Origin of the sequence: Moorena sp. SIO3E8, from assembly GCF_010692445.1 — a bacterium.
GTDB classification, from domain to species: Bacteria; Cyanobacteriota; Cyanobacteriia; order Cyanobacteriales; family Coleofasciculaceae; genus Moorena; species Moorena bouillonii.
On record NZ_JAAHHM010000018.1, the window covers coordinates 46274 to 59972 of the forward strand.

Annotated in this window: 15 protein-coding genes; 6 read left to right on the forward strand and 9 right to left on the reverse strand. The window is 44.0% G+C overall.

The window, feature by feature from the left end:
- Positions 1-220: 220 nt before the first annotated feature.
- On the reverse strand, positions 221-1699 hold the full coding sequence (locus tag F6K46_RS09655) for an ammonium transporter (protein ID WP_366664692.1): 1479 nt from the start codon (positions 1697-1699) through the stop codon (positions 221-223).
- A gap of 686 nt (positions 1700-2385) precedes the next feature.
- Between F6K46_RS09655 and F6K46_RS09660 the strand changes: the two genes are divergently transcribed.
- A complete protein-coding gene (locus tag F6K46_RS09660) occupies positions 2386-2523 on the forward strand; it encodes a hypothetical protein (protein ID WP_293061324.1) in 138 nt (45 codons plus the stop codon).
- Between the two features lie 19 nt (positions 2524-2542).
- Here the strand turns inward: F6K46_RS09660 and F6K46_RS09665 are convergent, their stop codons facing one another.
- Positions 2543-2695, reverse strand: a complete 153-nt coding sequence (locus tag F6K46_RS09665; RefSeq protein ID WP_293061326.1) for a hypothetical protein — start codon at positions 2693-2695, stop codon at positions 2543-2545.
- 486 nt (positions 2696-3181) lie between these two features.
- Here F6K46_RS09665 and F6K46_RS09670 point away from each other — a divergent pair, with 486 nt between their 5' ends.
- Both F6K46_RS09670 and F6K46_RS09675 read left to right on the forward strand, forming a co-directional pair.
- A complete protein-coding gene (locus tag F6K46_RS09670) occupies positions 3182-3673 on the forward strand; it encodes a hypothetical protein (RefSeq protein WP_293061328.1) in 492 nt (163 codons plus the stop codon).
- Complete coding sequence (locus F6K46_RS09675) at positions 3674-7378, forward strand: NB-ARC domain-containing protein (protein WP_293061342.1); 3705 nt, start codon at positions 3674-3676, stop codon at positions 7376-7378.
- Here F6K46_RS09675 and F6K46_RS09680 read toward each other — a convergent pair.
- Complete coding sequence (locus tag F6K46_RS09680; protein WP_293061330.1) at positions 7359-7505, reverse strand: hypothetical protein; 147 nt, start codon at positions 7503-7505, stop codon at positions 7359-7361. The two genes, F6K46_RS09675 and F6K46_RS09680, sit on opposite strands and share 20 nt — an antisense overlap.
- 204 nt (positions 7506-7709) lie before the next feature.
- Here F6K46_RS09680 and F6K46_RS09685 point away from each other — a divergent pair, with 204 nt between their 5' ends.
- The 3 genes from F6K46_RS09685 (at position 7710) to F6K46_RS09695 (ending at position 8763) form a co-directional block, all read left to right on the forward strand.
- Complete coding sequence (locus tag F6K46_RS09685) at positions 7710-7991, forward strand: hypothetical protein (RefSeq protein ID WP_293061332.1); 282 nt, start codon at positions 7710-7712, stop codon at positions 7989-7991.
- Positions 7992-7993: 2 nt separating this feature from the next.
- Complete coding sequence (locus tag F6K46_RS09690) at positions 7994-8401, forward strand: PIN domain-containing protein (protein WP_293061334.1); 408 nt, start codon at positions 7994-7996, stop codon at positions 8399-8401.
- A gap of 116 nt (positions 8402-8517) precedes the next feature.
- Positions 8518-8763: a UPF0175 family protein gene (locus F6K46_RS09695; protein WP_293061336.1), complete on the forward strand. Its 246-nt coding sequence runs from the start codon at positions 8518-8520 to the stop codon at positions 8761-8763.
- 59 nt (positions 8764-8822) lie between these two features.
- Here the strand turns inward: F6K46_RS09695 and F6K46_RS09700 are convergent, their stop codons facing one another.
- From F6K46_RS09700 to F6K46_RS09725, 6 genes are all read right to left on the reverse strand, one after another.
- A complete protein-coding gene (locus F6K46_RS09700; protein ID WP_293061338.1) occupies positions 8823-9209 on the reverse strand; it encodes a type II toxin-antitoxin system VapC family toxin in 387 nt (128 codons plus the stop codon).
- A 1-nt stretch (position 9210) separates the two neighbouring features.
- On the reverse strand, positions 9211-9447 hold the full coding sequence (locus F6K46_RS09705) for a hypothetical protein (protein ID WP_075906835.1): 237 nt from the start codon (positions 9445-9447) through the stop codon (positions 9211-9213).
- Positions 9448-9729: 282 nt separating this feature from the next.
- The gene (locus F6K46_RS09710) at positions 9730-10317 is read right to left on the reverse strand and encodes a serine O-acetyltransferase (protein ID WP_293052030.1); all 588 of its coding nucleotides are present in this window, start codon (positions 10315-10317) and stop codon (positions 9730-9732) included.
- The gene (locus F6K46_RS09715; protein WP_293052027.1) at positions 10265-10471 is read right to left on the reverse strand and encodes a hypothetical protein; all 207 of its coding nucleotides are present in this window, start codon (positions 10469-10471) and stop codon (positions 10265-10267) included. Before F6K46_RS09715 ends, F6K46_RS09710 begins: the two co-directional genes overlap by 53 nt.
- Positions 10472-10818: 347 nt before the next feature.
- The gene (locus F6K46_RS09720) at positions 10819-11829 is read right to left on the reverse strand and encodes a glycosyltransferase family 2 protein (protein WP_293052024.1); all 1011 of its coding nucleotides are present in this window, start codon (positions 11827-11829) and stop codon (positions 10819-10821) included.
- Positions 11830-12052: 223 nt separating this feature from the next.
- Positions 12053-13468, reverse strand: a complete 1416-nt coding sequence (locus F6K46_RS09725) for an O-antigen ligase domain-containing protein (protein WP_293052021.1) — start codon at positions 13466-13468, stop codon at positions 12053-12055.
- Between the last annotated feature and the right edge of the window lie 231 nt (positions 13469-13699).

A 13699-nucleotide genomic window follows, 5' to 3' on the forward strand; every position in this document is an offset into this window, starting at 1 on the left:
AGTGAGCCCAGCAATAACAATCGGTCATATACCTGATTCAACCGTCCCTAGCAACGTAGCCAGCTCCTGATCTTCCCCGTTCGCCCTCACCCCACACCCCACACCCAGTAAGGCTTTTAAGGCTGTTTGTCACCCCGTCAGATATAATTCCCATTTCTCCTAACTCCTGACTCCACACTCGCTGACTCAATCCCATACCAAAAGACTTTTTCAGCAAACCCTAATTATGTCTTTGCCGATCCCTCATGGCTAATTGCTTGACATCTCCCTTAAACAAAAAGCCACTGTAGGCAGTCATACGGTGTTCGTGGAAATCTAGACCTTCAATTTCTGCTTTTTCTGTAACTCTCAGACTTGAGGAAAGTATGCTTTTAACAAATAACCAAGCCAGCGAGCTCAGGAAAACCGTTGACAGACCTACTGCAACAATGCCAAGTAGTTGAATAGAAAGCTGCGGGATACTATCTATCCCGCCACCACAGAATAGTCCGGCTACTGGACCGTTACCAATACCATACAAATCACCAGGTCCTTCACTGAAAAGACCTAAAGCCAGTGTTCCCCAGACTCCACCAACAAGATGGACAGAAATAGCACCTACTGGATCATCAATTTTCATCCTGTCCCAGAAGTCCACTGAAAAGACCACAATTATTCCTGCAAGCAGACCTATAGCAATAGCGTTACCAATGGTAACGAATCGACAGGATGCAGTAATAGCTACTAAACCCGACAGTACTCCGTTAATAATCATAGTGGGGTCAGGCTTACTGTCAGGATCCCTTGGGTCAAACCAGGTAGTTAGAGCTGCAGCAATACCCCCTGCACAAGCTGCTGTATTCGTCGTCAGGACAATATGGCTAATGGCGTTGGGATCTAAATTCGTCGTTCCGGGATTAAAAATGGTTGAGCCGGGATTAAAACCAAACCAGCCCAGCCATAAAATCAAGCAACCTAGAATCGCCAGGCTGAGATTGTGTCCGGGCAGCCCATAGGAGACGCCATCTATATATTTGCCCTTGCGTGGTCCGAGAAGGTAAGCACCTACTAAGGCACAGCAACCGCCTACGGAGTGAACTACGGTGGAACCACCAAAGTCCCAAACTTTTAGCCCTTGTAGCCAGCTTCCTCCTAGCCAGCCTCCTCCCCAAATCCAGTGACCCGTGATTGGGTAAATGATGCCCACAAGTAGAACGCTGAACAGACAAAACGCAGAAAATTTGATGCGCTCAGCCACTGCTCCAGACACAATAGTCGCAGCAGTTCCAGCAAAAACCAGTTGAAAAAAGAACTTGGCGTTGAGGGGTATACCAATATCTTTTAGTGAATAGAAGACACCGTTGTAGGCTTCTCCTATGGCTGGACTATTATCTAATCCTGAAAGGAAAAAGCCATTGAAACCTAAAACAGGGTTCCCATCACCAAACATCACAGCAAAGCCAACTACCCAGTAAGCGGCTGTAGACAGGGCAAACACAATTAGGTTTTTAGTCAAAATGTTGGCGGCGTTCTTTTGGCGGCAAAGACCAACTTCCAACATCCCAAAGCCCGCGTTCATGAAAAATACTAAACAACCAGTGAATATCACCCAGATAGTATCCACGGCAATTTGGAGAGATGCAAGGGTAGTCTGAAAAGGTGGATTCTGGGCTACTGCTACCTCGGCACACAACAGCATGATTATTGCGATTAAGGGCAAGCAAATTTTCCAACTTTGCAGCGTCCAACCGCTGGTGCACCTTAACCTTTTACGCTTTTGTTGAGACATTAGTAATCAAAGGTTTAGTGCTTAGAATAAAAATCAATACTTTCGTACTAGGAAGTGTAGCAATCGACAGTGCTATGGGAATCATGGCCAAATAATTGACTCCAAATCCTGTGGATATATACCTATAATTTGGTTATTTTTGCCCATTATAAATTAGCACAAATAACATCGTATACCCCTGAATTAATTAATTTTTTTGGCCTTGGGTTACTAGTGAAAACTCTTTTGGCGTAGATAAAATGTTGGCGTAGATAACACCCTAATCTGACATAAGCCTAAGTCATGAGTGACCATTGACTTGGCTTATCCTTACACTAGTTCCCTTGATTCTATGGGTAACTGAATCTATTTGTTACCTGGGCACTTGACAGTGTTTTTCCAGGAAGCAGTTAAGCACTATCTTACTCTTATAGTAGACGATATTTTCACTATTGTATGCTAGGATTTCCCTTTTTATTTTTTTATTCGTCGAAATATATTCCTGTTTTTTTACTCTCGTAAAATTTAATTATTCAGCAGTCAGCTGTCAGAAGTCAGAAGTCAGAAGTTTTCAATTGGGTAAAGTACAGATTTTTTGGTTTTAGGGAACAGGGAACAGCGATGCAGAGGTGCGACCCGTGGCGAATTTAATTCGCCAACGGAAAGCGCACCTAAGCGGTCTTGGGGGTTTCCCCCATGAGCGACTGCATCAAGACGGGAATAGGGAAAAAATCCTGTGTACCTCAGGTGTGACCCATGGCGAATTTAATTCTTAATGGGTCAAGGGCACCTACGCTAATGCATGTCAACTTTTGCCTCTTGCCTCTTGCCTCTTGCCTTGCCGGTAGCGCTATAACTGTTCGCGTAGCGTGCGCGTAGCGCATAAGCTGAACGCTTACTGAGATGTAGCCAGCGAGGATTGATGATCGTGATTTTTTTTTGCATCATGGAAGTAACTCCTTTTTAGGAGGGAGGAAAGCCGCGCTGGTTGTGGTTAACAGTTTTTGCCAGCGCGGCTATTAGTATCGGTCGTCACTTTCTATAGTATAGATAACTCCTCGAAAAAATGCAAGGGGTAATTAAAAGTTTTTACATTTATTTACAAATAGTATTATTAGCTATTTTTGTACTCAATTATGTGTAATATTTACAGTATTTTTTTATTGAATTATTTTTTGATAGAGCAGGTAAAGATGTAGGGTGGGCAGTGCAAAAGATAGATAACAGCATCTGGCGATCGCATTAGTAGGCACTGCCCACCACGGGAATTAATCACAATAGAGAATAGTGATGTAGGGTGGGCAGTGCTTGAAATAGATAAGAGCAGCTGGCGATCGCATTAGTAGGCACTGCCCACCCTACTAACTCTAAAATACCTCAACCCAATTGAAAAATACTATAATAAACGGAGACTTTGAGTAATCTCTTTCAAGTATGGAAGTAATAGCAAGTGCAGCTTTAGCTATTGCTAAGGTGGTGGCGATGAAAGCCCTAGAAAAAACCGGGGAAAATGTCGGCCAAGTTCTCTGGGATACACCTAAGCGGTTGTTTCTGGAATCCCTGAGAAAACAGTCTCCAGATACGGTAATGGCTATCGAGCAAGCCCCAGAGCAACCTCTTGATTATGCCGAAGTGGTATTGGAGCTAGAAACAGCAGCGAAGCAAAATCCCGAAGTTGCCCAAGCCATGGAGCGTTTAGTGACTACTGTTGATGCTGAAGCTTTGCCTAACTTAGAGCAAATTATTCAAGAGATTACCAAAGCCTTGGAATCCCATCAGGCTATCCGTGAGAATTACGACATTGAGAATGTGAAAAACTTTTTTAGAGAGAGTATTAGTAATAAAGGTAATACTAATTTTGGAGACAAACAAACTATTTTTGGAGAAAAGCAAACTATTCAAGGAGACCAACATAATACCTTTTGACTGCAGTCGCCTGGGAGGCAGGTTAACCAAACTCGACCAAATCAAGCTCCCCCACTACCTCTTTATTATGTCGAACGCCCGGAATTCAGCCAACGACTAAAACAAAAGCTTTTATCCCAAGAAACCGCTAGAGCTGGCACCTTAGTGGTTAGTGCCATCTATGGCTTGGGAGGAATTGGGAAATCCACCATTACTGCAGCTTTAGCCCATGACGAGGAGGTTCAATCCCATTTTACCGATGGGATTTTTTGGGCAACCTTAGGTCAGCAGCCTGATATTTTATCCTTTCTAAGTACGTGGATACAGGCATTAGGAGATTATGACTTCAAACCGATTAATATTGATAGCGCTTCTTTACAATTAAGAACGTTATTGTCTGATCAAAAAGCCTTACTAGTCGTGGATGATGTTTGGCATCCTGACCATGTTGAACCCTTTCGAGTAGCTGGGGATGGCTGTCGGGTTTTAGTGACTACCAGAGAAGCTCCGGTTAACTGTGCGATTCGCTATGATTTGGACGTGATGACTCCAAAGCAATCCTTGGAGTTATTAACCGGTTGTTTCAACAATGAGTTAACTAATCAAGAACTCGACTATGCTGAAACCTTAGCCAAAACTGTCGGCTACTTACCCCTAGGATTAGAATTAGCTGCTGCCCAAGTTAGGGATGGATTCTCTTGGCAAGAGTTACTGGATGAGTTACAAGCTGAAATTGCTGACTTAGAAGCCTTGGATCGATTGGAAGCAGAAGAAGAGCCAAATGACGCCAAGCGCAAAAACTACAGTCTAGTGGCTTCCTTTAATCTCAGTTTAAAGCGATTATCTGCCGAGAGATTGCAAAAATTTGCTTGGTTAGGGGTACTGCCGGAGGATGTTACCATTACTCAAACCATGGCGACTACCTTATGGGATTGTAATTTAGTTGAAGCCAAAGATACGTTAAGGTACTTACGACAAAAAGCCTTATTACTACCAGGTTTATCTACTACACCAGACACTCACTATCGCCTCCATGACCTGTTACATGATTTAGCCCGTCGTCTGGTTCAACCAGAGTTAGGATTATCAATACCCTCAGCCCATCAACAATTATTAGAACGTTATCAAACTAAGACCGAAAAGGGATTATGGCATACCTTACCCGATGATGGTTACATCTATAGCCACTTAACCTGGCACCTAGAGAAAGCTGAAAAGATAGATCAAATTCATCAACTCCTGAAAGAAGAAACTCCAGAAGAATATAACGGTTGGTATTGGCAGTGTGAGAAACAGGGAAACACTGCTAATTTTATCAAGGATGTATCGAGAGCTTGGGCAATAGCAGCAGCTAATTGTACAGCAAATCCTACAGAATCGATTAGTTTACAGTGTCGGTATGCTCTGATTACCACATCCCTCAACAGTTTAGCTGGAAAGATTCCTGCAAAGTTAATGGCAGCATTACTTAAGAACAAAATTTGGACGGCAGCCCAGGCACTAGCTTATGTGCGACAGAGGAAAGATTATCAAGGGCAAGCAGAGGGTTTGAGTGCAATTAGTAAGTATCTTCCGTCTTCTTTATTACCGGAAGCCTTAGATTGCGCCAGAGGGATTTCCCATAAAAGATACCGAGTCGATGCCTTAGTGGCCTTAGTCCCCCACTTACCCGATGTGTTACCGGAAGCCTTAGATTGCGTCAGAGGGATTGACCATGAATCAGACCGAGTCAATGCCTTAGTGGCCTTAGCTCCCCACTTACCCGAAGTGTTACCGGAAGCCTTAGATTGCGCCAGAGGGATTGACCATGAATTCCACCGAGCCAAAGCCTTAATCGCCTTAGCTCCCCACTTACCCGATGTGTTACCGGAAGCCTTAGATTGCGTCAGAGGGATTTCGTCTGAATACTCCCGAGCAAAAGCCTTAATCGCCTTAGCCCCCCACTTACCCGAAGTGTTACCGGAAGCCTTAGATTGCGCCACAGGGATTTGGGATGAATACTACCGAGCCTATACCTTAGTCGCCTTAGCCCCACACTTACCGCAAGTATTACCGGAAGCCTTAGATTGCGCCAGAGGGATTTCCAATGAAGAACACCGAGCCAGAGCCTTAGTGGCCTTAGCCCCCCACTTACCGGAAGAGTTGTTACCCCAAGCCTTAGATTGCGCCAGAGGGATTTCCCATGAATCAGACCGAGCCGATGCCTTAGTGGCCTTAGCCCCCCACTTACCCGATGTGTTACAGCAAGCCTTAGATTGCGCCAGAAGCATTTCCCATGAAAGATACCGAGCAAAAGCTTTAGTGGCCTTAGCCCCCCACTTACCCGATGTGTTACCGGAAGCCTTAGATTGCGCCACAGGGATTTCCGATGAATTCCACCGAGCTAATGCCTTAATCGCCTTAGCCCCCCACTTACCCGAAGTGTTACCGGAAGCCTTAGATTGCGCCACAGGGATTTCCGATGAATTCCACCGAGCTAATGCCTTAGTCGCCTTAGCCCCCCACTTACCGGATGTGTTATCCCAAGCCTTAGATTGCGCCAGAGGGATTTCCAATGAAGAACACCGAGCCAGAGCCTTAGTGGCCTTAGCCCCCCACTTATCCGATGTGTTGTTATCCCAAGCCTTAGATTGCGCCAGAGGCATTTCCGATGAATACCACCGAGTCTATGCCTTAATCGCCTTAGCCCCCCACTTACCCGATGTGTTACAGCAAGCCTTAGATTGCGCCAGAGGGATTTCCCATGAATCAGACCGAGTCTATGCCTTAGTCGCCTTAGCCCCCCACTTACCCAAAGTGTTACCAGAAGCCTTAGATTGCGCCAGAGGGATTTCCCATGAATCAGATCGAGTCTATGCCTTAGTCGGCTTAGCCCTCCACTTACCCGAAGTGTTACCAGAAGCCTTAGATTGCGCCAGAGGAACTTCCGATGAATTAGACCAAGCCGATGCCTTAAGAGCCTTAGCCCCCCACTTACCGGAAGAGTTGTTACCCCAAGCCTTAGATTGCGCCAGAGGAATTTCCGATGAATTAGACCGAGCCAAAGCCTTAAGAGCCTTAGCCCCCCACTTACCGGAAGAGTTGTTACCCCAAGCCTTAGATTGCGCCACAGGGCTTTCCCATAAACGCTCCCGAGCCAAAGCCTTAAGAGCCTTAGCCCCCCACTTAAGCAATGTGTTGTTACTCCAAGCCTTAGATTGCGCCAGAGGCATTTCCCATGAAGACTCCCGAGCCGATGCCTTAAGAGCCTTAGCCCCCCACTTACCCGAAGTGTTACCAGAAGCCTTAGATTGCGCCAGAGGCATTTCCCATGAAGACTCCCGAGCCGATGCCTTAAGAGCCTTAGCCCCCCACTTACCCGAAGTGTTACCAGAAGCCTTAGATTGCGCCAGAGGCATTTCCCATGAAGACTCCCGAGCCAGAGCCTTAGTGGCCTTAGCCCCCCACTTACCCGATCTGTTACCGGAAGCCTTAGATTGCGCCAGAGGGATTTCCCATGAAAAAGACCGAGCTTTAGCCTTACAGGAATTAATTAAGATATTCACTCCTTCGTCCGTTGATTGTCCTCTTTGGCAACAAATTCTTGATGGTTTAGCTAGTCTAACCCGTCCCAATTTTCTTGAAGCTCTTCCTAAATTAGCTCCTTTAATCATCCACCTTGGGAGTATTGAAGCCCTAAGAGAAACGGTGGCAGCAGTTGAAGATGTTAGTCGATGGTGGAAGTAGGGAAAAGGGAGTAGGGAGTAGGGAGTAGGGAGTAGGGAGTAGGGAAGAGGCAAAAGGCAAAAGGCAAAAGGCAAGAGGCAAGAGGCAAGAGGCAAGAGGCAAGAGGCAAGAGGCAAGAGTTAATCAAGGATAGAGGAATTATGATTAGCTTTACTGGGTGTTAAGGGAACCAGTGTTAGGATGCAGTTGATGCCTGTGCCATGGGGAAGAATTGCGCTAAGCTAATGTTAGCTTAATCATGAGCAAGTTTAGTTTTGCTAACTAAGCTAGACTATAGGTAAGCTCAATCAATCATAAGTAAGCCTCTGATCTCATCAAAACAATAATATCCATGGAAAACGTCAATCAAATCACTTTAAATTTACCCACATATTTGCTAAAAAATACAGAAGAGCTAATTCAAACAGGACTAGTAAAGAATCTTGAGGAATTAGTTGTATTAGCCTTGCATCATGAAATTGTAAAAATTAAACAGTTACAGCAAAACAATCAACAGCTACAAGAAAATAGCAATAGTGTAGATGATCCCATTTGGGGACTTGGAGACAATCCAGTTGTGGGTGGAGTAAGTGATGCTTCTACATCTATTGATCAGTATTTATATAACTATTAATAATGAATTGCTTGTTTTTAGACACAAGCTATATTATAGCTTTAGAATTGGCGGATGATCAAAATCACTCAATCACTTTAAATCATTGGCAAAGTTTAGACAGAAAGACTTTAAAGTTAGTCACAACGTCTTATGTTTTTGATGAAGTGGTAACCTTCTTAAATAGTCGTTATCTTCATAGTAAAGCTGTAGAGATAGGAAAACGCTTACTAAGCAGCTCTGTAGTAGATTTGATTCAGGTTAATGAAGTTATTTTTTTAGAAGGATGGGAATATTTTCAGAAATATCAAGATAAATCGTATTCGTTAACAGATTGCTTATCTTTTGTGGTGATGAACAAGCTAAAAATTCATGTTGCTTTAACATTTGATCAACATTTTGTACAAGCCGGATTTATTAAGTTACCATAAAAGGCAATTCTTAGGGTTAGTGTAATCTCTCCCTAAGAGAATCCCGTAGTTCCTGTAAGGTGGGCACTGTCCATCCGTAACTGTTAATAATAAACCAATTCTTTATCAGTGTAGCTATGAGTGTAGTTATCCCTGACGATATTGTCCAAGCTAGCCAAATGACTGAGGATGAATTCAAACTTGAAATTGGGCTGATGCTCTATAAGCAAGACAAAATCAGCAGTGGCAAAGTCCGTGCCTGGACGGGGTTAACCGTGATTGAATTTCAGCATGAACTGGCCAAGCGCGGTTTAGATTTGAATTATGATGTTGCTGATTTTGAAGCAGACCTTAAAACCCTACAATCGATGAGTTTGCTGTGATTATTCTTAGCTTATTAGGTTTTAGGGAGTCGGTAATCGGGAATATTTTTCCATCAACGTTATGGATATTTCAATAGATTGATTTCTGAGATAAAGCGATAATCTCGTTGATTTTTACTGAGTAGAGGAATTTGATTTTCAATAGCGGTAGCAGCAATTAGAGCGTCTGGGATTAGCAGTCCATGACTGAGATAGTAACTACCCATCAACTGTTCGGCTTTGAGGGATATCTGAGCATTGAGTTGAATGATAGAAAACTGCCTGAGGAATTTATCCAAAGAGTCTAATTCTTGTTTATTTCGACAACCAACAATTAATTCGAGTTTAGTAATAATACTGATTTTCAATAGGGAGGCTTGAGATTCTCTAACCAGGCGTTCTTTGGCAATTGAGTCGTTATTGGCAAGATCAATCAAAATATCAGTGTCGATTAGAATTGCTTCCATTTTAGCCCTGCCAATGCTGTTGTCGAATTCTTCTAACCCATTCGCTACTATTTTGAGTATCTTGTCGATCACGCCACATGCCAATAAAAGGTTGATTATCTAATTCCAGAGGGTGAAGAGATGCCGGTTTTTTCGTTACATACTGTTTTTTGAACACCTCAATGATATCGGCAATAATGTTTTGAACCTCTTCTGGTAGTTCTTGAATATCTTTTGTCAGTTGTTCTAGGTCACGCATAAGTCTTAGGAAGACTATCCAATCACTTTCTATAAATCCATTATACAAAGTAATTGCGGGTGCATCTCATTTTTACTGTTTGACCCGGTGGGTGGAATGGGCATCTTGCCCGTTACAATTTTCGGACGGATTCTCCTAACACTGGCTACCTAGAAAATCAGGGTTTCCCCGTCCCTAACGCACCCTACGCAACTCTTTCCCGATTCCCGATTCCCGATTCCCGATTCCCGATTCCCGATTCCCGATTCCCGATTCCCGATTCCCGATTCCCTTGTTTACTTCTCAAATAGAGCCATTCTCTTCAAAAGAACGCACCTTAATAACCTTAGCAGGAATTCCCACTACCGTTGCGCCAGCAGGTACATCTGATAAAACTACAGCATTAGCACCAATATTTGCCCCGTTACCGATAGTAACCTTGCCAAAAATCTTGGCACCAGCACCAACATTGACACTTTTTCCTAAAATGGGCGCATCCAAAGGACGATCTAAATAACGATTACCCAAAGTTACCCCTTGACGGAGGATAGTATCATCACCAATAGTGCAATTTCCATGAATAACAATCCCACTTTGATGCTCAATAATTACTCGGCGACCAAGCTTTACCGTGTAAGGTAATTCAATGCCATAGGTATTACGAACTTTACGATATAATGCTCGGTAGAGAATACTAAAAGGAGCCCTTAGTAATTTCGGTTGGATGTTCATTCTCCAGACTCCAAACCGCTGCACCGCCACAGCCCGAAATCCAGGCTTAGTCCAATCACAACCATGAGCCTTCCAATCTTCTTTAATTTGTTGCCAAAGTCCCAAATTATCGGTTTTTGGCTGGGTATAATTTGCCGTTAAATCTGTTGGCATCACCATAATCTATTTTTAGAATGAAGAATTTAGAATGAAGAATGAAGAATGTAGAATCGGGAATCGGGAATCGGGAATCGGGAATCGGGAATCGGGAATCGGGAGCAGGGAATCGGGAGCAGGGAGCAGGGAGCAGGGAGCAGGGGGAAGAGTGTGGCACAGGCTTCTAGTTTGTGGAACAGGCTTCTAGCCTGTGACCTTAACTCAGATTAAACGAATCATTAGCTTTTTTATTCAAAAGCTAATGGCTGATAGCTGATAGATGATATAAGGGTTTATAACCTAATAAGATACACAGGATTTTTTACCGGTTTTCTCTTCCCTGTTCCCTGTTCCCTGTTCCCTGTTCCCTAAAACCAAAAAAATTGTATAGCGGTTATTGCATTTATTAGGTAGACTTCTCAACCTCAAAGTCCCCCTTTTTAAGGGGGATTTAGGGGGATCCCTTTGTACCTCATGGGAAATAGAATTGCTATACCTCACCTAATTAAAAACTGCTATAACTAATCAAGAAATCTTCGGACTACTAAAAGCACCACCTTTACAAAACACACTATTGCGGAGAAAATCAGTAAGTAAGTGGGGCGGCTCAAGATTGGGCTTACCTTGAACCATTCGGCGCAATTGCCACAATAAATAACTAGAAGCCCAGGTATGATCGGCTAGAGCAGCGTAAAACCAACCATAGTTTTTAAGAAAATACCGTCGTCGAGAATCAAACACATACTGGGGTCGGCGTTTGGGTGGACGCTTGGTGTCGGTAACACCTGAACTTTGTCCAACTAAGTGGACTACCCGACTTTCTGGGACATACCAGCATTCCCAGCCAGCCCTCTGGGCTTGCAGGCAAAAGTCCATTTCCTCGTAATACATGAAATAAGCTTCATCGATCAGGCCAACCTGCTCAAACACTTCCCGACGAATAATCATACTTGCCCCAGCTACCCAATCCGTTGGACAGGGTTGCTCAGGTATCGGTGGCCAAACTACCCACTTCGATAATAATCTGGATACGATACCGAGACGCAAACCAGAATCTAGCTCACTGAGGACGGTATGAAACCGAAATGCTGAACACTGAGGGGTACTGTCAGGCTCTTCCAGGCGAGAGCCAGCAATACCCACCTGGGGATGGTCACTCATAAACTCGACCAGGGTTTTGATTGCCCTAGGACGAACAATGGTGTCTGGATTGAGCAACAACACATAATCCGGTGGGTGATTAGACTTCAGGGCTGGGCGGATCACAGCGTTATTGCCAAAGGCAAATCCACCATTGTGCTCTAGTGCCATCACCGATGCCCAACTACCCCAGTTTTCGTTTGCGATCGCATTTTTAATGGCTACAGCCGATCCATCCCCAGAGGCATTATCTGCCACTACTACCGTAGTATTCGATAAACCTGGGATTTCATCCGCTAGAGAGCGTAAGCAGTCTATAGTTAAACTAGGGGTTTTGTAGTTAACAATTACTATAAGTAAAGAATTTACGTTATTGTTTTTTATTTCATTAGACATAACTAAATTTTGCTGTTTTTTTTCTTAGATAAATAATTATTATTTGTTAGTTACTTTAATTTTTTTTTTATAAAAAAATAGCGTTTTTAATCGTAATAATTTAAACAGATTTTTTACCCGACTCCCGACTCCCGACTCCCGACTCCCTATTCCCTATTCCCTATTCCCTATTCCCTATTCCCTATTCCCTATTCCCTACTCCCTACTCCCTGCTATATCATCCCTAATTCCGTTGAACTTGTCTTCGTTGATTCCGATTTTGATTCCGATTTTGATTCCGAGAACGCTGGGCTACCAATGCCGGGACTTTTTTAACCTTATTGGTTGTAGGTTCTTGGATCACCAATCCTGATAGTCCTCCACAAGCCAATACAAAGACAGGATTACCATGGGCATTGAGCAGAAATTCCACCATGTACAACGCTACAGCCACGGTCAGCACCGCCACTGGTGCCGCTTGCCGCTTTGGCCACAACTCCGCTGGACAACGGAACCAAAACATAGTCAACACCGGCATTAGTAAGGATGTGGTCAGGCTGGCTAGTCCAACGGTACCAGTTTCACCAAAAGCAAGAATCCACAAACTATCTGGAACTGTAACTTGCTCACCCTTGTCATTAAAGATCAGACTTCTTCCCCATCCTCCCCAGCCAAACACGATCCGTTTCCGTGCTTTATCTACAAGTAGCTCTTCATTATCAAATCTAAACTGTAAGGATTGGATACGGTCTGCAGGAACCACATTCGATACATGTGAGATAATCTGATCACTAACGTAGGTTTCAGTCTGTGAGTTAATGTATAAGTAAGAACAAATAACCCCAATTAGGATAAAGACTGGCAAAGCAGTACGAAATTGCTTGCCCACAAACAAGATCCCAACTCCTAAGAGTAGTAAGAAATAGGCACCAGTGGATTTGCACAATATAAATGTGATCAACACGGCAGCTACCAGCCACTTCATCGGAATATTCCACAGTTGTTTGATCACCCCAGTGTGCCATAGCCAAATTCCCACTAAACTAGCTGCCATCATCCACAGACCCACTGGCAAACCGTGGATCATAAATACTGTCGGTCTCCATCCCCCGTAACGCATTGTTTGGCCAAAGTCAGGATGAGCATGGAAGCCGTATAATATCCTATGGAGCTGGGGACTAAAGCGAATTTCGAACAAACATAGGGGAACATATACCAACCCGCCCATGAAAATGCCAATTGCCAATTCACGTAATCCACTCAAGTTATTGAGATAGATTCGACCGAGAAAATAGGGTACTCCCCAGGTCAAGGTTTGCGTCAAAACAGTAGAGAACCCATCGTAAGCCCCCAAGCCATTCGTAATAGATGAAGCCAATGGACATAGGCACCAAATCAGCATGGGCAAGTCAATCCAGCTGAATTTAAAGGAGCTAAAACGCCCAACATCGTATATAAACGTAGCCAACAAAATACCGTAGCAAGTTGCCGACATCTTAGTATAGTCAGGTAGACCAGGCAAAGCATATTCTGCCACGGGTAGGAATAGCCATGCTACGATAAAACTCACAATGACTGCCCGCTGAGCTGGAATTCTCATGAAGAGATAAAGCACAACTGGAATCCAGCCGAACATGACGATGGGGACTAAAAAACTCATTGGCTTTTTTGGGCATGAACGTGAACAGAGTTGCTTGAGTAATTATCAGCTATCAGTTATCAGCTATCAGCTATCAGCTATCAGCTATCAGCTATCAGCTATCAGCTATCAGCTATCAGCTTATGGGCTACGCCCACGCTACTTGAGGTGCCAAAGGCCAACGGCTGACGGCTGACGGCTGACGGCTGACGGCTGACGGCTGACGGCTAACCACTGACCGCTGACCACTGA

Excerpts from the sequence above, each read along its gene's own strand:
- F6K46_RS09665 (WP_293061326.1), bottom strand. The coding sequence starts at position 2,695 with ATGATGCAAAAAAAAATCACGATCATCAATCCTCGCTGGCTACATCTC.
- F6K46_RS09670 (WP_293061328.1), top strand. The coding sequence starts at position 3,182 with ATGGAAGTAATAGCAAGTGCAGCTTTAGCTATTGCTAAGGTGGTGGCG.
- F6K46_RS09685 (WP_293061332.1), top strand. The coding sequence starts at position 7,710 with ATGGAAAACGTCAATCAAATCACTTTAAATTTACCCACATATTTGCTA.
- F6K46_RS09690 (WP_293061334.1), top strand. The coding sequence starts at position 7,994 with ATGAATTGCTTGTTTTTAGACACAAGCTATATTATAGCTTTAGAATTG.
- F6K46_RS09695 (WP_293061336.1), top strand. The coding sequence starts at position 8,518 with ATGAGTGTAGTTATCCCTGACGATATTGTCCAAGCTAGCCAAATGACT.
- F6K46_RS09700 (WP_293061338.1), bottom strand. The coding sequence starts at position 9,209 with ATGGAAGCAATTCTAATCGACACTGATATTTTGATTGATCTTGCCAAT.
- F6K46_RS09705 (WP_075906835.1), bottom strand. The coding sequence starts at position 9,447 with ATGCGTGACCTAGAACAACTGACAAAAGATATTCAAGAACTACCAGAA.
- F6K46_RS09710 (WP_293052030.1), bottom strand. The coding sequence starts at position 10,317 with ATGGTGATGCCAACAGATTTAACGGCAAATTATACCCAGCCAAAAACC.
- F6K46_RS09720 (WP_293052024.1), bottom strand. The coding sequence starts at position 11,829 with ATGTCTAATGAAATAAAAAACAATAACGTAAATTCTTTACTTATAGTA.
- F6K46_RS09725 (WP_293052021.1), bottom strand. The coding sequence starts at position 13,468 with ATGAGTTTTTTAGTCCCCATCGTCATGTTCGGCTGGATTCCAGTTGTG.